Raw genomic sequence first — 21,935 nt, 5'->3', positions numbered from 1 at the left:
CGGCCCCGGGCCGCGACCAGCGCGCAGGCATCGTCCAGCGACAGCACACCGGCCACGTGGGCGGCGGCGATCTCGCCGATCGAGTGCCCCACCAGAACATCCGGTGTCACGCCCCAGGACTCGACCAGGCGGAAGAGTGCCACCTCGATCGCGAAAAGCGCCGGCTGGGCGTACTCGGTGCGGTCCAGCGGCCCGGCGTCCGCGCCGAACATCACCTCACCCGGCGACCTCTCCAGCCTGTCGGCCAGCCGCGCGAACACCTCGTCCAGCGTGCGGGCGAAGACCGGGAACCGGGCGGCGAGCTCGCGGCCCATCCCGATCCGCTGCGCGCCCTGTCCCGCGAACAGCACCGCCAGCGAACCGGGCGCGCCGGCGACGCCCCGTGCCACCTCGGCCGCGCCGTCACCGCCTGCCAGCAGCACCGCCCGGTGGGCGAACTCCGAGCGGGCCCTGACCAGCGAGTAGCCGACATCGGCCGGATCCGCCCCGGTCTCGGCCACGAAGGACGTCAGCCGATCGATCTGAGCATCGAGCGCGGCCTCGGTCTTACCGGAGACCACCCAGGGCACCACGACGGGCGCCGTACCCGGTGTCGTAGCGGGCTCGGAGGGCTCGGCCTGTTCGGACGGCTGCTCGACGATCACGTGCGCGTTGGTGCCGCTGATCCCGAACGACGACACTCCGGCCCGGCGGGGCCGTCCGGTCTCCGGCCACCCGGCGCGCTCGGTCACCAGCCCGACCGCGCCGGCCGACCAGTCCACATGCGACGTGGGGGCGTTGACGTGCAACGTCCGCGGCACGATCCCCTGCCGCATGGCCATCACCATCTTGATCACGCCCGCGACCCCCGCGGCCGCCTGGGTGTGACCGATGTTCGACTTGATCGATCCGAGCAGCAGCGGCCGGTCCCGGTCCTGCCCGTACGTCGCCAGCAGGGCCTGGATCTCGATCGGGTCACCCAGCCTGGTGCCCGTACCGTGCGCCTCCACCACGTCCACGTCCGAGGGGGAGAGCCCGGCGCCGGCCAGGGCCTGCCGGATCACCCGCTGCTGGGAGACGCCGCTGGGAGCGGTCAGGCCGTTGGAGGCGCCGTCGGAGTTGACGGCCGATCCGCGGAGCACGGCGAGCACCCGGTGGCCGTTGCGCCGGGCGTCGGAAAGCCGTTCCAGCACCAGCACGCCCACGCCCTCGGCCCATCCCGTGCCGTCGGCGGCGTCGGCGAACGCCTTGCACCGCCCGTCCGGGGAGAGACCGCCCTGCTTGGCGAACTCCAGGAAGATGCCCGGCGTCGACATGACGGTGACCCCGCCCGCCAGCGCCAGCGAGCACTCCCCCGACCGCAGCCCCTGCGCGGCCAGGTGCAGGCCGACCAGCGACGACGAGCACGCGGTGTCCACCGTGATCGCGGGACCCTCCAGCCCCAGGGTGTACGCCACCCGGCCGGACAGGACACTGGGCGAGGTGCCCGTCAGTGTGTAGCCTTCGGCGTCACCGGACGCCTCGTGCATCCGGGCGCCGTAGTCCTGCGCCATCGCGCCGAGATACACGCCGGTCCGGGTGCCGCCCAGCGACGACGGCGGGATCCCGGCCCGCTCCACCGCCTCCCAGGTCACCTCCAGCGCCAGCCGCTGCTGCGGATCCATCGCCAGCGCCTCACGCGGCGAGATCCCGAAGAACGCGGCGTCGAAGTCTCCCGCGCCGTGGAGGAAGCCTCCGGGATGGTCCGCGGCGAGGGCGCCCATCCGCCAGCCACGGTCGGCGGGCAGCGCCGACACGGCGTCCACACCGGCGTCGACCAGCCGCCACAGGCTTTCCGGGGAGTCGATCCCGCCCGGGTAGCGACAGGCCATCCCGATGATCGCGATGGGCTCGTCGGCCGTCGGAGGAGAGAGCACCGGTTCCGGGGGCAGGGGTCCGGAACCGGTGGCGGCTGTGGACCCCAGGAAGGCGGCGAGTCTCGCCGGCGTGGGGTGATCGAAGAGAGCGGTGGCGGTCAGCGCCGGCCCGGCGGCCGAATCAAGCCGGGTGGTGAGCTCGACGAGCATCGCGGAGTCGAAACCGAGCTCCTTGAAGGGCAGGCCGAGATCGATCCCATCGGGATCGTACGTCCCGAGAACCGCCGCGCACGCGTCGCGGACCAGGTCCAGCGGGCTGCCGGAGCCGGGCCGCCGAACGGCGTCCGGCCCGTCCGGCCCGTCCGGCCTGCCCGGCCTGCCCGGCCTGCCCGGCCTGCCCGGTCTCCCATCGGCCGCCGGTGCCGATCCTGCCCGCGCCCGCGGCCCCGCTTCCTCCCGCTCTCGTTCCAGGCCGGCCCCCTCCAGCCAGTGGCGGACACGCTGGAACGCATACGTCGGCAATTCGACTCGGGAAGCGGCGGGAAGGAACCTCTCCCAGCCGACCTCCACCCCGTTCGTGTAGAGCTCGGCGATCGAGGTCATCACGCGGGAGACCCCGGCGTTGTGCCTCTGGAGGGTGCAGACGGCCACCGCCGGGCGGCCGGCGATCCGCGCGCTCTCCTGGATACTGCCGACCAGTACCGGGTTCGGGCTCACCTCGATGAAGAGCCCGAACCCGTCGGCCAGCAGCCGCTCGACCGCGCCCTGGAAGTCGACCGGCCGGCGCAGGTTGCGATACCAGTAGTCACCGTCGAGCTCCGCCGTGTCCAGCGGGGCGCCGGTCACCGTCGAGTAGAAGGGGATCTCCGAGCTGCGCGGCCGGATCGACGCCAGCAGCGGTGCAAGGCGCTCCTCGATCTGCTCGACGACGGAGGAGTGCGAGGCGTAGTCGATGTTGACCCGGCCCATCTGCACCGTGTCCGCCCACTCGGCCATCATCTCGGCCAGCGCCTCGTTGTCCCCGGACACCACCACGGAGGACGGGCTGTTCACGGCGCCGATGGACAGGCGGCCCGCCCAGCGTGCCAGCCGGTCCTGCACGACCTCCGGAGGGAGTCCCACCGAGACCATGCCGCTTCTGCCGGAGAGGACCTCGGTGATCAGCTTCGATCTGGCGGTCACCAGCCAGGCGCCGTCCTCCAGCGACAGCGCGCCCGCGACACACGCGGCGGCGACCTCCCCCTGCGAGTGGCCCACCACCGCGGCCGGTTCCACGCCATACGACCGCCACAGCGCCGCCAGGGAGACCATGATCGCCCACAGCACCGGCTGGATCACGTCGGCGCGTTCCCTGGGCGGGCTGCCGGGTTCCCCCCGCACGACGCCCGTCAACGACCAGTCGACGAACGGCGCCAGCGCCGCCTCGCATTCCGCCATGGCGGCGGCGAAGGCCGGCGACGAGTCGAGCAGCTCCGCCCCCATCCCGGCCCACTGCGATCCCTGGCCGGGAAAGACGAAGACCTGCTGGCCGGGGCGTTGCCATACGCGGGCCAGCGGCGTGGTGTGCTGACCGAGCCCGAAGACCAGCCGCATCTGATCGAGGCGCTCCACCCGGTCGGAGAGCACGCCGCCGGAGCTGGGATCGACGTCGGTCCTGCCGCGCACCAGCCCTGACGCGAAGCGCCCTTCCGACAGCGCGTCCAGCCCGTGGAGCAGTTGCTCGCGTCCGTCCCCGATGACGACCGCTCGATGGCGCAGGCCGGCCCGCGTCGTCGCCAACGAGAAGGCCACGTCGCCGGTCGAGAGGTCCTCCCGTTCCCTGACGTGGCGGGCGAGCCGGGCCGCCTGTGCCCGCAGCGCGCTCTCGGTGTGGCCGGACAGCGGCCAGGACACCGGTGACGACGTCTCCGGCTCGGGCCGTTCCTCGATGCCCTCGGGTACGGCGACCCCACCCCCGGTCACCGGGACAGGGCGGGTGCGCTCCGGGGCGGAGGTCAGCACGACATGGCAGTTGGTGCCGCCGATGCCGAACGACGAGACACCCGCGACGAGACGCCCGTCACCGTCACCGTGGCTCACCGGCCACGGCGTCGGAGACGCCACCACGCGCAGGTTCCACTCGTCGAAGCTGATCGCGGGGTTCGGCCGCTCGAAGTTCAGGCTCGGCGGCAGCAGCCGGTGCTCGATGGCCAGCACGGTCTTGAGCAGCCCGACGATGCCGGCGGCGCCCTCCAGATGGCCGACGTTGGTCTTGGCCGATCCCACCCACAACGGCGCGTTCGAGCGGCCCGTGCCGTGCACCGCGCCGAGCGCGGTGGCCTCGATGGGATCGCCCACCCTGGTGCCGGTGCCGTGCAGCTCGACGTAGCCGACGCTCGCCGGGTCCACGCCTGCGCGCCGATACGCCGACCGCAGCACCCGTTCCTGTGCCCGGGAGCTCGGGGTGGTGAGCGCCTCACCGGAACCGTCATTGTTGACCGCGCTGCCCGCGATGACGCAGTACACGTGGTCGCCGTCCGCGAGGGCACGCGACAGCGGCTTGAGAAGGACGACGGCGCCGCCCTCGCCGCGGACGTAACCGTTCGCCCGCGCGTCGAAGGTGAAGCACCTGCCGTCCGGGGAGAGCGCGCCGAGCTCCGCGGCCGCCAGGGCGCTCTCCGCGGCGAGGTTGAGCTGGACCCCACCCGCGAGGGCCATGCTGGACTCGCCACTGCGGATGCTCTCACAGGCGAGGTGCACCGCCACCAGCGATGACGACTGGCCCGTGTCCACGGCCATGCTCGGGCCGGTCAGAGCGAGGAAGTGCGACACCCGGTTGGCGAGGATGCTGCGGTTGACGCCCGTGAGCGAGTGATGGCCGATTCCCGCCGCGCCGCTCTGGCGGCTCAGCAACGCGTAGTCGTCGGCCATCGCACCGATGAACACGCCGACATCGGTGCCGCGGAGGGGAGTGGGCGCGATACGCGCGTTCTCCAGAGCCTCCCAGCCGAGCTCCAGCATCAGCCGTTGCTGGGGATCCATCGCGCGGGCCTCACGGGGTGAGATCGCGAAGAACCCGGCGTCGAACCGGTCGATCCCGTCCAGGAACGCGCCGTGCGCGCCGGAACCGAACTCCGTATCCGCGCTCCAGCGGCCGGGCGGCACCGTGGACACGGCGCTCACGCCGTCGCGCAGTAGCCGCCAGAACTCCGCCGGACCTGGCGCAGAGGGCAACCGGCAGGACACTCCGACGATCGCGATGCGATCGTCATCCGTGCCGGAGTCATGGCCAGGCATGAACTCGGATCGATTCACGCGCCGCTCCCCATACACGTCGTAATGCCGACATGCGGAAACTCGATCCGCCGCCCGGCAAGGGCGGGCGCTCGAATCGCCGCATCCGGCTCGTGGCCTCACGGCCAGCACGAACTATGCCGAGCGCACGCTGCGCGTTTCACTAGTTGTGCGGCGCCGCAGGTCAGGCGGCGCGAAAAAGACGGTGTGAAAAGCCGGTGTGAAAAGACGGTGCGCGCGTGATTGTGACCCGGCGACGCGGAAGGAGTCGCCTCCGGTGCCTCATCAGGCCAGGCGTCCCACCGGCCACGCCCCCGGCCCTGTTCGCCACGATGACCTGAGCCGACCCGGTCTCGTGCCCCGTGGCGCGCGGATCCTAGTGTTTTCACGAGTGCCGCCCGGGTTCTTCTGTAGTTGACCCGGCGCGTGTCCGGAGGGTCCCGCGTCGCGGCGCGGCGGGGAAGGCGGGACTTTCCGAGCGCCTCTTGTCACCCCGTGCCGACGAGCCGGCTGGCTGATGAGTGAGGAACTCCATGACGTTCGAATATCAGGTGTCAAAGCCGTACCTCGCAGGACGGGAACTGGAGTACCTCACCGAGGCCGTCCGCTCCGGCTGGATATCCTCGCAGGGCCCATTCGTCAGGCGCTTCGAGGAGGAGTTCGCCCAGTACAACGGCGTCGCGTACGGCGTCGCGTGCTCCTCGGGCACGACCGCTCTCACCCTCGCGCTGCGGGCGCTCGGAGTCGGCCCCGGCGACGAGGTCCTGGTGCCCGAGTTCACCATGGTCGCCACCGCGTGGGCGGTCACCTACACCGGCGCGGTGCCGGTGTTCGTGGACTGCGCCGACGACCTCAACATCGACGTCTCGCTGATCGAGTCTCGGATCACCCCTCGTACCAAGGTCATCATGCCGGTGCACGTCTACGGCCGGCGGTGTGACATGGACGCGATCATGAAGCTCGCGCACGAGTACAACCTGAGAGTGGTGGAGGATTCGGCGGAGGCGCACGGCGTGCGCCCGGTGGGTGACATCGCGTGCTTCTCGCTGTTCGCCAACAAGATCATCACTGCCGGTGAGGGGGGTGTCTGCGTCACGAACAGCGAGCAGCTCGCCCGGCAGATGGCCCACCTGCGCAGCATGGCCTTCAGCAAGGAACACGACTTCATCCACAAGAAGCTGGCCTACAACTTCCGCATGACCAACATGCAGGCCGCGGTCGCCCTGGCCCAGCTGGAGCAGATCGACGAGATACTCGCCATCCGCAAGCGGATCGAGAACCACTACGACAGCGGGCTCGACGGCGTCGACGGGATCACCGTCATGCCGCCCCGCGACGTCCTGTGGATGTACGACATCCGGGCGGAGCGGCGGGAGGAGCTGCGGGAGTTCCTGACCGACGCGGGGATCGAGACCCGGCCGTTCTTCCAGCCCATGAGCCGCCAGCCGATGTACTTCAACCCCGACTGGCCGGCGCTGAACGCCGCCCGCTTCGCGGCCGACGGTCTCTATCTGCCCACCGACCCCGGACTGACCGAGTCCGACCAGGACCGGGTGATCGGGAAGGTACGCGAGTTCTACCTGACGGGTCAGGCCACGCGGCGCATGTGACCCTTCGGCGGCCTGACCGGTCGGACCCTCTCGCGTCCCCGGTCAGTACGCCTCCGCTCTACCCGCAGTCGCTTCAGATGGCCGTCCGCCGGAACTCCGGCCACAGCTCCGGCCACGAGGCCCGCGGATCGCGACACCGCCAGATGGGCGTGCCGGCTTCCAGGCCAAGGCCGGTGTCCACGGTGGCCACCTGCTGTACGTCGCCGAAGTACGTTCGCAGCCGCTCGCCCTCATCGCCGACGTACAGCACCGTGCCGGTCCCCTGGGGGGGCATGCCGAAGTACCAGTAGCCACGGCTGCCGCTGTACGGCTTCGGCAGCCCCCGCTCGCCGCCGTAGAACTCGATGGCGGCGGCCTGCCAGTAGACGCGGGTGATCACTACGGCGTTCCGCCGTTCGTCCGGCGGCAGTGTCCGGTACGCCCGGCCGACCGTGTCGGTGAACTCCGGCCAGCCGAACTGGCCGATCGTGATGATGTTGACCCCGAGGTTCTCGCCGGCCCTGGGCTGTTGCACCCAGGCCCCGGGCAGGACCGGTAGCCAGTAGAGGGCCGGCAGCACCGACAGCGCGAAGACCGGCCAGGTGGGCACCCAACGCCACCAGCGCGCCGGCCGGCGCCGCTGCAGTTCGACCGCGGCCACGGACCACAGCACCGGGAACAGCCCGGTCACGTAGTACCACCGGCCACCGGCCAGCCAGAAGATCAGGATCACCGCGACGGCGGCCACGCCGTAGAACCGGTAGGGCCCGAGCAGTGTGGACCGCAGGAGCCGCCACAGGCCGTACCAGGCCAGCACGGCCCCGATCAGCAGACCGGGCTGGACGAGCACGAGCGGGAGGAACGACGCGCGGCCGCCGTTCAGGCTCCCCTCCGCGGACACCGTCTGGACCATCTCGAACTGCGGCCATCCGTTGCCGGCCTGCCAGGCCAGCCCGGGGAGCATCGTCAGCAGGGTGATCGCGGCACCGGCCCACAGCAGCGGCCTGCGCAGCAGGTCCCGTGGTCCCACCGCGAGCGCGGCGGCTCCCAGCGCCAGCCACAGCACCGGGATCAGGAACTTGACCTGCAGGGCGACGGCCGTGGCGACACCCGCCCACAGCAGCGGGCGGTCGTCCTGCCGCCCCTCCTCCCGCAACCGAACCCAGCGGACCACCAGCCATGAGACCACCGCCCACAGGAACGCGTCGAAGGCGTTCGTGGCCAGGAGGTGACCGTTGACGACCATGCCGATGGCGGACACCGCGGCGGTCATCACCTGCGCCCGGCGCCGGCCGCCCAGTTCCCTGGCGATCTGGGTGGCGACGACGACCCCCAACGCCGTGAGCACCGTCGCCGGAAGTCGCAGCGCGACAAGGGATCCGGGAAAGAGCGTGTCCATCACGTGTGCGATCAGCGGCAGCAATGGCGGCTGATCGGCGTAACCCCAGTTCAGATGCCCGCCGGCCGCCACGAAGTACAGCTCATCGGCGAAGTAGCCGTATCGGCCGCTCGTCACCAGCAGCAGCACCGCGACCGCTCCGGCGATGACCGACACGGGACCCCATGCCAGAGGTGCGATGGTGCCCTCCGGCGCGGCGGCCGCCACAGTCGCCTCCGGCGCCTTCACGACAGGCTCGTTCATCCGTCATCCACCCTCACGTAGGCTATGGCCGCCGATCACGGCGCCGTCGGTCCCCACACGGGAACGTTCACGTCGAGGACGGTTCCCTCGATCCAGGGGCTGGCCGCGTCAGGAGCACCGGGTCGCCGCCGGCGCCCTCCCGCATCCGCGACCGGTGCCGCAGCACGTTCACCGGCATGGCGATCACCCCCTGAGCCAGGCTCTCCCGGGTCGAGACGGAGAAGGCTCCGTTGAAGATCCGGCCGGCCGACCTCAAGCTGCGACGTCGGCGGCTTGAGGTCGGCCGTGTCGCATGTCTCGCGCTACGCCCCGAGTTCCAGGGCGATCTCCTCGTTCACCGCCCGCTGATGCCGGGTGAGGAAGAAATGCCCCCCGGAAAACACCCTCATACGGAAACGCCCCGAGGTGTGCCGGCTCCAGACCTCCGCCTCCTCGACCGTCGTCCTCGGATCGGCGTCCCCGGTCAGCACGGTGATCGAACCACCCATGCTCTGCTCCGGATCCCCACGATAGGTCTCGATCGCACGATAATCACCCCGCAGCGCGGGCAACGCCATCCGCAGGATCTCCTCATCACCGAGCAACCCGGCATCCGTACCGTTCAGCAGCTTGAGCTCGGCGATGATGCCATCGTCATCACGCCGATGCACCGACTCATCCCGCACAGTGGACGGCCCGCGACGCCCCGAGGCGATCAACGTGTGCGGCGCGCCGACACCCTTGCGCTCAAGCCGGCAGGCCACCTCAAAACCGATCACCGACCCCATACTGTGCCCGAAGAAGACCGTCGGCTTCTCCGACAACGTGATCAGCTCATCGACGATCCGATCCGCCAGGACGCCGATGTCGGTGATACACGGCTCCCGCAACCGATCCTGCCGCCCGGGATACTGGATAGCCACCACATCGGCCCCCGGCGAGAACCTGGCCGAGACCGGACGAAAGAAACTCGCCGACCCACCCGCGTGCGGAAAGCACACCAGGCGCTTACCCGCCCCCACCACCGGATGATAACGACGGACCCATACGGTGCTGACGTCGTCCGCGGTACTCACGATCTGTTGACCCCCTCATCGCGCCGAATGCCACTCCGACCAGTGAACCCCGGCAACGACTCGCAAAATCACTAGAAGCCAGTACTCCAGCAGCGCATCGGGATCTCCAGTCAGCTTCTCAGTCCTGAAGGACTGAGCTTGCAGCTCCTCGCCGTCGGTGGCTTCGACGGTTTGGTCCGCGTCAGGCAGCGTGACTCACTGCCCAGCTTGTGACACCGCGCGAGGCGATGTTACGAGCTGCGTTGACGTCGGCGTGCTCAGCGAAGCCGCACGACGTACAGGCGAAGCCGGCCTGGTCGGGCCGGTTCTTCTTGTCCACATGCCCGCAGGCCGAGCAGGCTTGCGAGGTGTAGGCCGGGTCCACATATACCAGAGCGACACCGGCACGGGCCGCCTTGTAGGCGATGAACCGGCCGAGCTGGTGGAAGCTCCACGAATGCAACGTGACCCGCTGGGGCTTGCGGAGCCGTACCCGGTCGCGGATGCCCTGGAGATCTTCCAGGGCGATGCCTTGCCCGGTGCGTGTCGCCTCGGTCACGATGCGTTTGGCGATGGTGTGGTTGGTGTCGGCGGCGAAGCGCGCTTCTTTGCGGCGGCGTTTCCTCAGCAGCCGTTTGGCGGACTTGGTCTGCTTGGCCTGCAGGCGGCGGCGCAGCTCGCGGTGGCGGTGGCGGACCGCGTTCAGGCCCTTGCCGCTGTGGCGAACCCCGCCACTGGTGGTCGCGATGTTGGCGATCCCCAGATCCACCCCCAGGAATCCGTCCGGGGCGGCGACCGGCCGGTCGGGAACGTCGCAGGTGGCGATGAGGAACCACATGCCATCGCGGTACACCAGGTCCGATTCGCCCTTGCGGTAGGCGGCCAACGTCTGGAGCTGATCGGCCGAGGCGCTGAACGCCACGCTCTTCATCCGCCCGCACGTGGTCCAGATCGACACCGTCCGCGCGTCCATCCGCCAGGACAGACAGCGGTCGTCGAACGGCTGGGCCGCGCCGGGGCGAAAGACGATCGGCGTGGCCAAGGCCCGCTCGCGCCGCGCGGAGCCGGACCTGCCCACCTGGCCGTTGCGGAGATTGGCGTGCAGCGTGGCGTAGGCGTCGGTGACCTTCTTGATGACATGCTGCGCGGCCTGAGCTGCCAGCCCGTAGTCGTCCTTGATCTGCCCGTAGGCGTGCCTGCGCAGGTCGTAATTGCGAAATACCCGCTGGTGGTGGGCAAGTGCCGAGACCCAGGTGGCCGCCTCGTTGACCGCACACAGAGTCGCCTCCAGCGCCGCCGCCTGCTCGGGCGTCGGTAGAAGTCTCACCTGCACCACCAGCTTCACATCGAACACTCTAGCGTTAGGTCCATGTCACCGAGATGGGAACCGAACCCCGACATAAGAAGAGGCCGAAGCGTTGTTTGCGCGCTTCACGTGCATTTGGTCTTCATCCCAAGGTCTCGGCGAGGTGTGTTCACCGACGAGATTCTGCGTCGCTGCGAAGACATCATGATCGAGGTGTGCGACAGCTTCGGGGCGGAGCTGGTCGAGTTCAACGGCGAGGAAGATCACGTGCACCTGCTCGTGCACTACCCGCCCAAGGTCGCCCTCTCGACGCTGGTGAACAGCCTCAAGGGCGTGTCCGCCCGGCTACTGCGCAAGGAGTATCCGGCACATATCGGCAAGTATCTGTGGGGCGGGCATTTCTGGTCGCCGTCGTACTTCGCCGCCTCCTGCGGCGGCGCACCCCTATCGATCATCGAGGAGTACATCGAAGACCAGAGGCGCCCGGGCTGAGCCGCTCGACGATCTACCGGTCACCGCACCGCTCGGGCCTTGGCGGCCCTCCCGCGCTGTCGTTTCCTCCCGGGCGTGAACGCCCGGGGTTCCACACCAGATCACGCTGAAGTCGCCGTCCCGCCATACGTCCAGTTCGACGCCGTCGACCAGATCGACCCGCCACGGGTCGGCCGGCGTACCGGACCCCGGCGCCGGGGTGACCGGCGCGCCCGTGACCAGTGCGCGCAACCGGCCGCGGGCGTTCAGGGGAGGGGCGGACGGGCCAGGTCAGGCTCGCCTTGATGTTCACGGTGCCCGAGTCGGCGTTGCCCGGACCGCCACCTTGAAGGTTCATTCTCCAAAGCGGCGGACGGCCCACGGCAGAGTGGTCAGGACAGGGCGAACTCTGGCGAGTAGATGTCAAGCCAATAGTACATGTCAATTATTTTGTCCAGGAGGAGCTTCTCCCCGTGCGATATCTTCGACGAGTCCATCTCGACCGCATACTTCAGCCATTCTCGGTTGAACAGCGTGAACAGCGGGCTATGGACGTCCGCCAGCACCTCTTTGCCCTGAATTTGCAGGGCGCTCGAGTAGCGAATGTCATGCATCATTGTCGGGTAACCGCTCTTCACCCGGTTGGCCACCGATGGCGGAAGCAGGTCCTTTACCGCGTGCCTCAGCAGGCTCTTCTCCCTGCCGTCAAACGACTTGAGCTTCCACGGCGTGTTGTAGACATACTCGACGAGACGATGATCACAGTACGGAACCCGCACCTCAAGGCCGACCGCCATAGAGAGGCGGTCCTTACGATCGAGCAGCATCCGCAGGAACCGGGTCAGGTGCATGTGGAATATGACGCGCATCTGACGCTCGACACGCGACGCGCTGTCGAGGTGATCGACAGCCGCCACCGCCGTCGCATACTGGTCCCCCAGGTAGCTTTCCAATCCCATGGCCGCCAGCGCTTCCGCCGTGAAAGGCATGACGGTGTGGGTGCTGGGCTGCGCGTCGAGTACCGCCGCCATCCAGGGAAAGATGGGAAGTTCGCGAAGGTCGTTGTGGAACCATTGGTAGCCGCCGAAGTTCTCGTCCGCCGCCTCGCCGGACAGGGCCACCGTCGACTCATTGCGTATTTCTCGAAACAGCCGGTACATTGAGATATCTGATTCACCGAACGCATTCGGTGTGTCCCGTGCCGTGATCACGGCACGGCGAATGGCCGGATCGGACAGATCTTCCGCGTTCAGCACCACCTGCCGGTGTACCGGCCTGATCAGGTCGACCATATCCTTGACGAACGGCGCATCCGGGGTGGTCCGAAACACATCCGCTCTGAAGCGATCGACGTGATCGACGAAGTCGACCGAGAATGTACGTAGCCGTTCACCGTCCGCGGCCAGCTTGGGCGACGCGAGACTGGCGATCGCGCTGGAATCCAGCCCACCGGAGAGCAGAACGCACTGGGGCACGTCGGAGATCAGCTGTCGGCCGACGGTGTCGTTGAGCAACTGCCGCACTCGTTCGATCGTGCTCTTCTGGTTATCGGTGTGCGGCGCCGTCTGGAGCCTCCAGTACGTCCTGTTGCGGATTCCGCTCGCGTCGACAGTGACGACCGTGCCCGGCTCGACCTCGTACATCCCTTTCCAAATCGCCTGCCCCTGCCCGATGCCGGTCACCGCCGTGCGTATCCCGTCGATGTCGACTGCCTTGCGAGCGAGAGGGTTGGCCAGAATCGCCTTTGGTTCCGATCCGAACAGCACACCGTCACGGGTCGGGTAGTAGTAGAGCGGCTTCACCCCCAGCCGGTCGCGGATCATGACAAGCTTCTGATCACGGGTATCCCAGATGGCGAATGCGAACATCCCGTTGAGGTGGTCGGCGACGCTTTCACCCCATTCGAGATAACCGTGCAACACGACCTCGGTGTCGCTCGCGGTACGGAACCGGTGCCCTCGGGCCTGCAGTTCCCTGCGCAGTTCGATGAAGTTGTAGGTCTCGCCGCTGTACACCAGGACCACCGGACCGTTCGGCGTGGCGAACTCCATCGGTTGCACGCCACCGTCCAGGTCGATGACCGCCAGCCTTCGGTGACCGAGCGCGGCATGCCGTTGCAACCACGTTCCGGAGGCGTCGGGCCCGCGCAGCGCCATGGTGACGGTCATCGCGTCAATCGTGGCCTGCTGTTCGGTCAGGTCCGCGTCATAGGACACCCAGCCCGTGATCCCACACATAACCGGTCCTCTCCTTGTCTGTCACAGAAATCGACCACGGCTCTCGTGAGTGCTCTGCTCGGTTAGATCCCAACAGAGCACTCATGAAGGTTGAGGGATCTGCCGCAGACCTGGCCTTCCGCCGGGAGGCGGCCGGCACCCGGCACTCACCTATCGATTGGGGCTTGGACGACATCCGGGGAGATGTCATCGTCCACCTCCGCCCTGGTAACCGCAGGCGCCGGCCCCGACGCCCTGCCGAAACCTGATGTTATGGACACTTTTCTAGGAAAACGCCTAGTCGGGTTTGGTCAGGGCGGGGATGAGTTGAGCGTGTTTGGGTAACGCTCGGCGGCAGGTGGGGCGAATCCCGGCCCGGCAGGCCGGCGGCAATTGAAACCCGGTAGGTGCTCAAGCCCCGGCCGGTGCTTATGGAGGTCACGGACGCGCGACCGAGAAGCCAAGGCTGTCAGGGCCGCCTTCCCGATGCCCGGAGCCAAGGTGGATCCGGGCTTCCGATGAGGAACGCCGCACCGGACTCCCTTGTGCGGCGGCGAAGACCCGCACGTCACCCGCATCGGCGCCGTGATTCTAATGATTTCCGGGAATCGGTCGCACCAGGATGTGCCGGACAGGCAAGCAAGATCGCTGCTCGGATCCGTCACACATGTCACTTCGGCAGCCGATCCAGGGAGGCAATCAAGAGTGAGCCCAACTCCGACCGCCGCTGATCCGACCCTCGACTGTCCGGCTTTGATACGATGCGTGTCCTCATAGTAACCGTCGGCTCGGAGGGGGACCTCCAGCCTTTTCTTGCCCTCGGAAAGCGTCTGCTCGCGGAGGGCCACGACGTCAAGCTCTCGGCCTCCGACGGTTACGCAGCGCGCGCCGACGCTGTCGGTGTTCCCTTCGTCGGCAGGCCGACTTGGAACGAGACGGAATTCCAGGCGAACTACATCCGTATTCTCAACGAGAAGAACAAGCTGCGACAACTGACGGTTGTGATCGAATTCCTGGCGCAGGAGCAGCGTGCCGCGGTACCGCAACTGATGGCGCTGGCCCGTGAGGCCGACGTCGTCATCAACTCACCGCTGGCCATCGGCGCGGTCGCCGCGGCGCGCGCGGTCGGCACGCCCCAGGTGAGCGTGCACCACACCTGGCCACTGCACCGAGCGCGCGGGCATGGCCCGAACAATATCGATTTCGGGCCCGTCGGCAACGCCCTCGCATGGTCGGTCGTTGGCGGGGGGGTCAGGCTCGCGACCGACAAACTGTTCACCCCTGTCGTCGCCGCAGCCGGCCTTCCGCCCTGGCGCGACGTTCTCTTCGACGCGAGCCATTCGCGCCTGCTCAACCTCATCGCCATCAGCCCGAGCATCCTCAAGCACGATCCGCTCTTCGAGTCCACCTACCGCACCATGGGATACTGGTTTCTCGAGGAACCGGAGTACGTACCCCCGGACGACCTCGCGGCGTTCATCGCCGACGAGCCGCCGGTGGTGATCGGCTTTGGCTCGAACAACGGGTTCGACGCCCGTGCGGTCACAGAGCAGCTGCTTAAGGCGGTTCGCGGCCTGGGCCGGCGTGTCGTCCTGCAATCCGGCTGGGCGGGGCTCGGAGACCAGGAGCTGCCGCCCAACATCTTTCTGGCGGACTTCGTCCCGCACGGGTGGCTCTATGCCCGCGCCGCGTGCGTCGTCCATCACGGGGGGGCCGGGACGACCGCGGCGGCGTTCCGGGCCGGTATCCCGCAGGCGGTCGTGTGGCTTCAAGGTGATCAGCTCCACTGGGGAAGGAGGATCGCGCAGCTCGGCGTCGGGCCCCCGCCTCGTCACCACCACGCCCTCAAGGCCGGCTGGTTGCGAGGCACGCTCAATCGCCTGCTCACCGACAGCGGTATGGCCACCCGCGCTCGGGCACTCGGTGCCGCGATCCGTAAGGAGGACGGGACGGGGATGGCGGTTCGCGCGATCGAGGAGGTGTTCGTGGCCAGGTAGAAGTGGCTCCGGTCACAGCGCGGTGGGCCCGCCGGTATGGCCGCCCGGTCCGCTATGACCGGATCCCGCGGGAGAAGCCCATGTGCTCCAGGTTGGGCAGGACCGGATGAAGATCCTGCGGGCGGTCTTCGCCGACAGCGGCCATCGCGGTCGCGGGGTCTGCCAGGAGCACCGGTATCGCAGCAGGTGTGGGTCCGGCGGTACCGAACCGACACGGACGGCGACCTGGCGCGGCGGGCTCCCGACTTCAGCCGGGACCGGCAGACCCGTCATGGTCGCCCCCGCCGATCCACCACCACTGCCCCGGAGAGGGGCCAGGACGTCGATGCCGTCCACACCGAACACGAAAACCGTACGGCGAAGGCGCATGACCTCGCGCGATCGCGTTGTCGACCGGCGGTCACGGGCCGTGGTACAGAGGTACTGACCCTGCATGTCCCCGTACGGCGGGCCGTCAGAAATCGCATCACCGCGCGGGATGGCTCCGCACGCCAACCCGCGAACCGTCACCGGGACTTCCGGCCGTGACCACTACGCGTCAAGAGCCGCCCACCAGGATCGGTTCTCCCGGTACCAGGTGATGGTGCCCGCGAGACCTTCCCTGAAATCGATCATGGGTTCGAACCCGATCTCCTCGGTGATCTTCCTGTGGTCGATCGAGTACCGGTGGTCCTGAGCCCGCCGGTCTGCCACATAGCGGACCCGGTCCCAATCGGCCCCGGCCAGTTCGAGCAGAAGGCCGGTCAGCTCACGGTTGGTGAGTTCTATCCCGCCGCCGATGTTGTAGATCTCGCCGGCGCGACCCTTGTCAAGGACCATGGAAATGCCGCGGCAGTGGTCGTCGACGTGCAGCCATTCGCGGATGGCGCCGCCGTCGCCGTGCAGCGTGAGGTCGCGCCCCTGGAGCAGACGGGTGACAAAACGGGGAATGATCTTCTCCGGATGCTGCCGGGGTCCATAGTTGTTGGAGCATCGGGTGATCGACAAGTCCAGGCCGTAAGTGCGCCAGTGCGATCGGGCGAGGCAATCACTGGCCGCCTTCGACGCCGAGTACGGGTTGTTGGGCTCGAGCCGAAACCGTTCCGTCCATGATCCCTGCTCGATCGACCCGTACACCTCGTCGGTGGACACGTGCACGACGCGCTGGATTCCACTCGTCCCGCATTGTTCGAGAAGGCGGTGGGTGCCCATCACATTGGCCCACACGAACGGGTCCGCGTCGTCCACCGCCCTGTCGACATGCGACTCGGCAGCGAAATGCACGACTCCGTCGTGTCCGGGCAGAAGATCGGCCAGCAGCTCCCGATCGCAGATGTCACCACGCACAAAGGTCAACTTCGGATGTGCCTCGGGCAGGTTCTCCCTCCTGCCGGCGTAGGTCAACTTGTCCAGAACGGTGACTCGGGTGTCCTCATGGCCGGGATATCGGCCGTCCAACATTGACCGTACGAAATGGGATCCGATGAACCCAGCTCCGCCAGTGACCAGGATTCGCATCTGATACTCCTTCATCCGCGTTACCTGCCTCGCCTCTGGCGGACAACTCGGACGGAAACACGGTGTCGGCGATCATGTGATTCCCCCAGATCAAGGGGTTTCGTTCAGGTGATTGTGCCTCAGCCGATCAGGTAATTCCCCTAGTGTTGGCGGACGTAAGCTCCGACCGCCAGCTGATCGAGGACTTGTCGTGAGCTGTCGAAAGGACTTCCGCCAGATCGAGCGCGGTGGCCACGACGGCTGGGCAACACGATGGGTGGAAGGAGAGAACTCTGATGGACACCACCGGCCGCTGCCTGGTGTGCGGGACCAACCGTCTGGAACAGGTGGTCTCGCTCACCCCGACTCCGCCCGCCAACGACATCGCACCCACGGCCGAGGCGGCCCGATCTCAGCACCGGTACCCATTGGACCTCGTGCGCTGCGCCGGATGCGGCCTGGTCCAGCTTGTGGACGTCGTTCCCCGATCGGTGCTGTTCGCCGACTACCGGTACGCCACGGGTGCCGCTCCTGCCCTCGTCGACCACTGCCGTGCGCTGGCCACCCGGGTCACGGATCGACTGGAGCTGGCCGCCGGGGCGAAGGTGCTCGAAATCGGCTCGAACGACGGCACGCAACTGAGCTTCTTCGCCGAGCGCGGCATGCGGGTGCTCGGTGTCGACCCGGCGGTCGAGCTCGGGGTCCACGCGCAGGAGCAGGGAATTCCAACGCTGACCGCGCATTTCGGTGTGGAGTCGGCCGAGAAGATACTGAGTGACATCGGGCCCGTTGACGCGGTGTTGGGCAGCAATGTGCTCGCCCACGTCAACGACGTGAACGGAGTTCTCCGCGCGATCCGCCTGCTCCTCAAACCGGGTGGCTGCGCCGTCATCGAGGTCGCGCACGTCCTGCCGATGGTCCAGCACGGTATCTTCGAGTTCGTCTACCACGAGCATCTTTCGTACTTCTCCCTGCACGTGCTGGCACAGGCGGCCGAGGCGAACGGGCTCACGGTGTCCGACGCCGAGCTCATCCCGACCCAGGGAGGCTCGTTGCGCTGCTGGATACGCCGCGATGACGAGGCCCGCCCCTCGACGGCCGGATTCGACCGGATCCTGCAGGCCGAGGTCGACGCGGGGGTGCCCGACGGCAGTTTTCTCGACGGCTTCGCGGACCGCATCGACCGGGTCTGCACGACCCTCAACGACGTGCTGGGCGGCCTGTCGAGAGTCGGCCGGCGGGTCTGCGGGTACGGCGCGTCGGCGCGGGCCGTCACCCTGCTCTCCCAGGCCGGAGTGGGCGGTGAGATCGCCTGGATCGTCGATGACAACCCGCGCAAGGTGGGCAAGTACACGCCGGGCGACGGTATCCCCATTGTGAGCTCCGAGCGGTTGGCCGCGAACGCGGCCGACTACTGCGTGCTGTTCGCCTGGAACTTCGAGGCCAGTATCCGCGCCCGGTCGGCGGCGTTCTCGGCAGCCGGCGGCGCGTTCGTCGTGCCGTTCCCGGAGCTGTCCATCAAGTGAAGTGGTTAGCCGGATGATCCTATTGGCCTGGAATGTCACATGACGATCGTCTGGAGGAACTGACGTGCACGTCCTGGTCACTGGAGGTCTGGGCTATCTCGGCCATGCGGTCACCCTCGACCTTCTTGCCGCCGACCACCAGGTCACCGTCCTGACCCGGGGCCGCACGGACGCGGGGCGGCACGCCGGCGTCGGCCTGGTGGAAGGCGATGTCCGGGACCGCGGCCGAATCCGGGAAATAGTCGCCGCCGGACGCTTCGACGCGGTATGCCACCTCGCCGCAGTGTCCCGAGGGCGGGACTCGTTCGCCGACCCGCTGACGTATTACGACGTAAACGTGGTTGGCACCCTCAACCTCCTTATGGCGCTCGACGACATCCGTGAATCGGTGCCGCCGACTCGATTCGTGTTCGCATCGACCGACAAGGTTTACGGCTCGCAGCACGTCGGTGCCATGAGCGAGGATCTGGAACCCCACCCGGAGAGTCCCTACGCGGCGTCGAAGGTCGGGGCGGAGCAGCTCGTCGCGGCGTACGCCGCCACTGGAGCGATTGGCGCGGTCACGCTTCGGTGCTTCAACATCGCCGGAGCGGCCGATGGGCGCACCGACACCGACACCGCGCGTATCATCCCGAACGTATTCCGCGCGCTCACCGGCGAGTTGCCGTACATCACACTCAACGGCGACGGATCCGCGGTCCGCGACTTCGTCCACATCCTCGACGTGGTGACAGCGATGCGGCTGTCGCTCGCCGCCGTGAAGGTAGGCGAGCACCGCGTCTACAACATAGGGAGCGGCACCGCGTCCAGCATGGCGCAGGTCGTGGCGACAGCGGAAGCTGTGACCGGCCTTCCGGTACCGGTCCGAAAGGCGCCGCCCAAGCGGGAACCGCAGATCCTCACGGCCGACAACAGCCGCGCGGTGAAAGAACTCGGCTGGCTTCCCGAGCGATCGGGCCTTACCGAGATGATCTCCGACGCATGGCGCACCTGGCACGCCTGACGATCAGCACCGCATCGGCGCCCGGCGAGAACCTGGCCGAGACCGGACGAAAAAAGCTCGCCGACCCACCCGCGTGCGGAAAGCACACCAGGCGCTTACCCGCCCCCACCACCGGATGATAACGACGGACCCAAGCGGTACTGACGTCGTCCGCGGTACTCACGATCCGTTTACCCCTTCATCGCGCCGAATGCCACTCCGACCAGTGAAACCCAGCAGCGACTCGCAAAAACACTAGAAGCTGGGCCGGTGAGCCCCAGCCCGAGGCTGTCAACCGGTCCCATACGCCACGAACTCCGGTGATTTCCTGGTCTTTCGACATCTAGTGTCGCTACTGGCCGTGGGCGGCGAGAGGGATTTCCATGATCACAACCCGTGGACCGACACACGGTTTTCACGTGGACGGTCAGCGGATCGACGCGGTCAATGGTGTCGACATCGATGTGAACGACCCCTTGGGTGGTCAACGTACGTTGACCTTACGAATGGGGAAATCGTGGCTCTGGTGACCGAAGCAGAAGGGGACGACCCTTTGCGTGCGCTGCGTGCCGCCGCCGAGTTGCGCCGCCAGGTCGATCGGCTGGCCGCCGTCCAGGTGCGCCGGGTACGCGTACAGGGGAGTCATGGGTGCACATAGCGCAGGCCGTCGGGGTCGGAAAGCAGGCGGCGCACAAGCGCTTCGGCGGGGGGAGATTCTTCGCGGGCGGGTGGCACCGAGCGGCCTGAGCAAGCGGAAGCTGAGCAAGCGGAACTCGTGGCGGCTGCTGTTCGACCTAGTCCGCCCGCACAAGCGCGTGCTGCTGCTGGGTGGCGTGCTCACTTTGGTGGGCAGCTCCGCCGGGCTGGCGATGCCGATCCTCGCCAAGAGCGTGATCGACACCTTCGGGAAGGGTGGCGACCTCATCGGCCCGGTGCTCTGGCTGTCGGCGTCGGTCCTGGTGGCGGCCCTGGTCTTGACGGCGGGGCGCTTCCTGCTCGAGCGGATGGGCGAGGGAATCGTGCTGGCCTCGCGCATGAGCCTCGTTGATCGCATCCTGCGGCTCAGGGTGGCCGACGTGGACCGGCTCAAGCCGGGGGACCTGCTCTCCCGGGTCAACTCCGACACCACGCTGCTGCGCGCCGTCTGCACGGAGGCGCTGGCCAGCTCAGTGGACGCGATCTTCGTGTTCCTGGGTGCGGTGGTGCTGATGGCCATCATCGACGGCCTGCTCCTCATGATCACGCTCGCGGTGATCGCCCTGATCGGCCTCATAGCGGCGTCGATCACGCCGCGCATCCGCCGGGCGTCGCTCCAGGCCCAGGTGGCCCTGGGCGAGATGAACTCCGCGCTCGACCGTACTCTCCAGGCGTTCCGCACGGTCAAGGCCAGCGGGGCCGAGTCACGCGAGATCGCGCTGGTGGGCGCCGCGGCAACCGAGGCGCGTGACCGCGGCGTGACCGCCGCCGCGTGGAGCTCGGTCACGGGCATCGCCGCCTGGATGTCAACCCAGCTGGCGTTCCTCGCCGTGCTTGGAGTGGGCGGCGCGCGTGTCGCCAGCGGGTCGATGGAGATCTCGTCGCTGATCGCGTTCCTTCTCTACCTGTTCTACCTGGTGTCCCCAATCGGGACGCTGATCCAGAACCTCACCCAGATACAGAACGGCCTGGCCGCGATAGCTCGCATCCAGGAGATCTCCGAGCTTCCGTCCGAGCCGCCCACCCTCGAGACGTGGAAGCCGGAGACCGGTGCCCCCGTCGGCCTCACCTTCAGCGGCGTGGTCTTCCGGTACGGCGAAGACCGGCCGATCATCCACAACCAGGTGAACTTCAAGGTGCCCGCTGGTGGCATGACAGCCCTGGTCGGCCCTTCGGGAGCCGGCAAGTCCACGGTCTTCGGGCTCATCGAACGGTTCTACGAGCCACAGGCCGGGACGATCCTCATCGGTGGCCGAGACATCCGCGAGTGGCCACTGAGCGAGCTGCGCGCTTCGCTCAGCTACGTGGAGCAGGACGCCCCCGTCCTCGCTGGCACATTCCGGGAGAACCTCGTCTTCGGAGCGCCTGGCGCTACCGAGGAGGAGATCGCCCACACCCTGGCCCGCACCCGCCTGGACGATCTGATCGCCCGCCTGCCCGAAGGCCTCGATACGCCTGTCGGCCACCGCGGCGTCCTGCTCTCGGGCGGGGAGCGCCAGCGGGTGGCCATCGCCAGGGCACTGCTCCGCAAACCCCGTTTGCTGCTGCTCGACGAGGCCACCTCGCAGCTCGACGCCATGAACGAGCTGCGCCTGCGCGAGGTGGTGGCCGAGGTGGCGCGAGAGACCACGGTCCTGGTCATAGCCCATCGGCTGTCCACCGTCACCGGCGCCAACCGGATCATCCTCATGGAGGCAGGCCGGGTCCGCGCCTACGGCACTCATGACGAGTTGGTCGACGCCGACGACCTCTACCGCGAGCTTGCCGCGACCCAGTTCCTCGTCACGTCCTGATGCTCCAGGGAGCCGACCAGCTTCCGCACCCACTCCTGAACGTTGATGCGGCCGATGTCGCCCATCCGCCACTCCTTCCAGTGCGGCAGGATCCGCAGC

Annotated in this window: 13 protein-coding genes; 6 read left to right on the top strand and 7 right to left on the bottom strand. The window is 67.9% G+C overall.

Annotated elements, in window-relative coordinates:
- Window positions 1-5,111, bottom strand: a 5,111-nt coding sequence (locus ACWD3H_RS45440) for a beta-ketoacyl synthase N-terminal-like domain-containing protein (protein ID WP_451959468.1), incomplete at its 3' end; no start/stop codon positions are given.
- Window positions 5,112-5,641: 530 nt separating this feature from the next.
- Between ACWD3H_RS45440 and ACWD3H_RS45435 the strand changes: the two genes are divergently transcribed.
- Window positions 5,642-6,718, top strand: a complete 1,077-nt coding sequence (locus tag ACWD3H_RS45435) for a DegT/DnrJ/EryC1/StrS family aminotransferase (protein ID WP_451959466.1) — start codon at window positions 5,642-5,644, stop codon at window positions 6,716-6,718.
- A gap of 73 nt (window positions 6,719-6,791) precedes the next feature.
- Here the strand turns inward: ACWD3H_RS45435 and ACWD3H_RS45430 are convergent, their stop codons facing one another.
- The 3 genes from ACWD3H_RS45430 to ACWD3H_RS45420 all read right to left on the bottom strand — a co-directional run bounded on the left by ACWD3H_RS45430 (window position 6,792) and on the right by ACWD3H_RS45420 (window position 10,718).
- Window positions 6,792-8,339, bottom strand: coding sequence for a glycosyltransferase family 39 protein (locus tag ACWD3H_RS45430; RefSeq protein WP_451959465.1), 1,548 nt, complete (start codon window positions 8,337-8,339; stop codon window positions 6,792-6,794).
- 302 nt (window positions 8,340-8,641) lie between these two features.
- Window positions 8,642-9,319, bottom strand: a complete 678-nt coding sequence (locus ACWD3H_RS45425; protein WP_451959467.1) for a thioesterase II family protein — start codon at window positions 9,317-9,319, stop codon at window positions 8,642-8,644.
- Window positions 9,320-9,575: 256 nt separating this feature from the next.
- Window positions 9,576-10,718 (bottom strand): RNA-guided endonuclease InsQ/TnpB family protein, encoded by a 1,143-nt coding sequence (locus tag ACWD3H_RS45420; RefSeq protein WP_451959464.1) that lies wholly within the window; start codon window positions 10,716-10,718, stop codon window positions 9,576-9,578.
- Window positions 10,719-10,742: 24 nt separating this feature from the next.
- Between ACWD3H_RS45420 and tnpA the strand changes: the two genes are divergently transcribed.
- Complete coding sequence (tnpA, locus tag ACWD3H_RS45415; RefSeq protein WP_451959463.1) at window positions 10,743-11,171, top strand: IS200/IS605 family transposase; 429 nt, start codon at window positions 10,743-10,745, stop codon at window positions 11,169-11,171.
- A 371-nt stretch (window positions 11,172-11,542) separates the two neighbouring features.
- Here tnpA and asnB read toward each other — a convergent pair whose 3' ends face one another.
- Window positions 11,543-13,387, bottom strand: coding sequence for an asparagine synthase (glutamine-hydrolyzing) (asnB, locus tag ACWD3H_RS45410; RefSeq protein ID WP_451959462.1), 1,845 nt, complete (start codon window positions 13,385-13,387; stop codon window positions 11,543-11,545).
- A 740-nt stretch (window positions 13,388-14,127) separates the two neighbouring features.
- On the opposite strand from asnB, the gene ACWD3H_RS45405 reads away from it, so the two are divergent.
- Window positions 14,128-15,363: a glycosyltransferase gene (locus tag ACWD3H_RS45405; RefSeq protein ID WP_451959461.1), complete on the top strand. Its 1,236-nt coding sequence runs from the start codon at window positions 14,128-14,130 to the stop codon at window positions 15,361-15,363.
- A gap of 531 nt (window positions 15,364-15,894) precedes the next feature.
- On the opposite strand, the gene rfbB is transcribed toward ACWD3H_RS45405, so the two are convergent.
- The gene (rfbB, locus tag ACWD3H_RS45400) at window positions 15,895-16,860 is read right to left on the bottom strand and encodes a dTDP-glucose 4,6-dehydratase (RefSeq protein ID WP_451959460.1); all 966 of its coding nucleotides are present in this window, start codon (window positions 16,858-16,860) and stop codon (window positions 15,895-15,897) included.
- A gap of 275 nt (window positions 16,861-17,135) precedes the next feature.
- On the opposite strand from rfbB, the gene ACWD3H_RS45395 reads away from it, so the two are divergent.
- Together ACWD3H_RS45395 and ACWD3H_RS45390 are read left to right on the top strand one after the other, a co-directional pair.
- Window positions 17,136-18,365, top strand: a complete 1,230-nt coding sequence (locus ACWD3H_RS45395) for a methyltransferase domain-containing protein (RefSeq protein WP_451959459.1) — start codon at window positions 17,136-17,138, stop codon at window positions 18,363-18,365.
- 64 nt (window positions 18,366-18,429) lie between these two features.
- Window positions 18,430-19,368 (top strand): NAD-dependent epimerase/dehydratase family protein, encoded by a 939-nt coding sequence (locus ACWD3H_RS45390; protein ID WP_451959458.1) that lies wholly within the window; start codon window positions 18,430-18,432, stop codon window positions 19,366-19,368.
- 463 nt (window positions 19,369-19,831) lie between these two features.
- Here the strand turns inward: ACWD3H_RS45390 and ACWD3H_RS45385 are convergent, their stop codons facing one another.
- On the bottom strand, window positions 19,832-19,993 hold the full coding sequence (locus ACWD3H_RS45385; RefSeq protein ID WP_350930096.1) for a hypothetical protein: 162 nt from the start codon (window positions 19,991-19,993) through the stop codon (window positions 19,832-19,834).
- 82 nt (window positions 19,994-20,075) lie between these two features.
- On the opposite strand from ACWD3H_RS45385, the gene ACWD3H_RS45380 reads away from it, so the two are divergent.
- Entirely contained in the window at window positions 20,076-21,836 is a 1,761-nt protein-coding gene (locus ACWD3H_RS45380) for an ABC transporter ATP-binding protein (protein ID WP_451959457.1), read from the top strand.
- The last annotated feature ends 99 nt before the right edge of the window (window positions 21,837-21,935 follow it).

This window comes from Streptosporangium sp. NPDC002607 (genome assembly GCF_053592655.1).
Note: the sequence above shows the minus strand (reverse complement) of the source record. Positions and strands in the feature narration are given on the sequence as shown.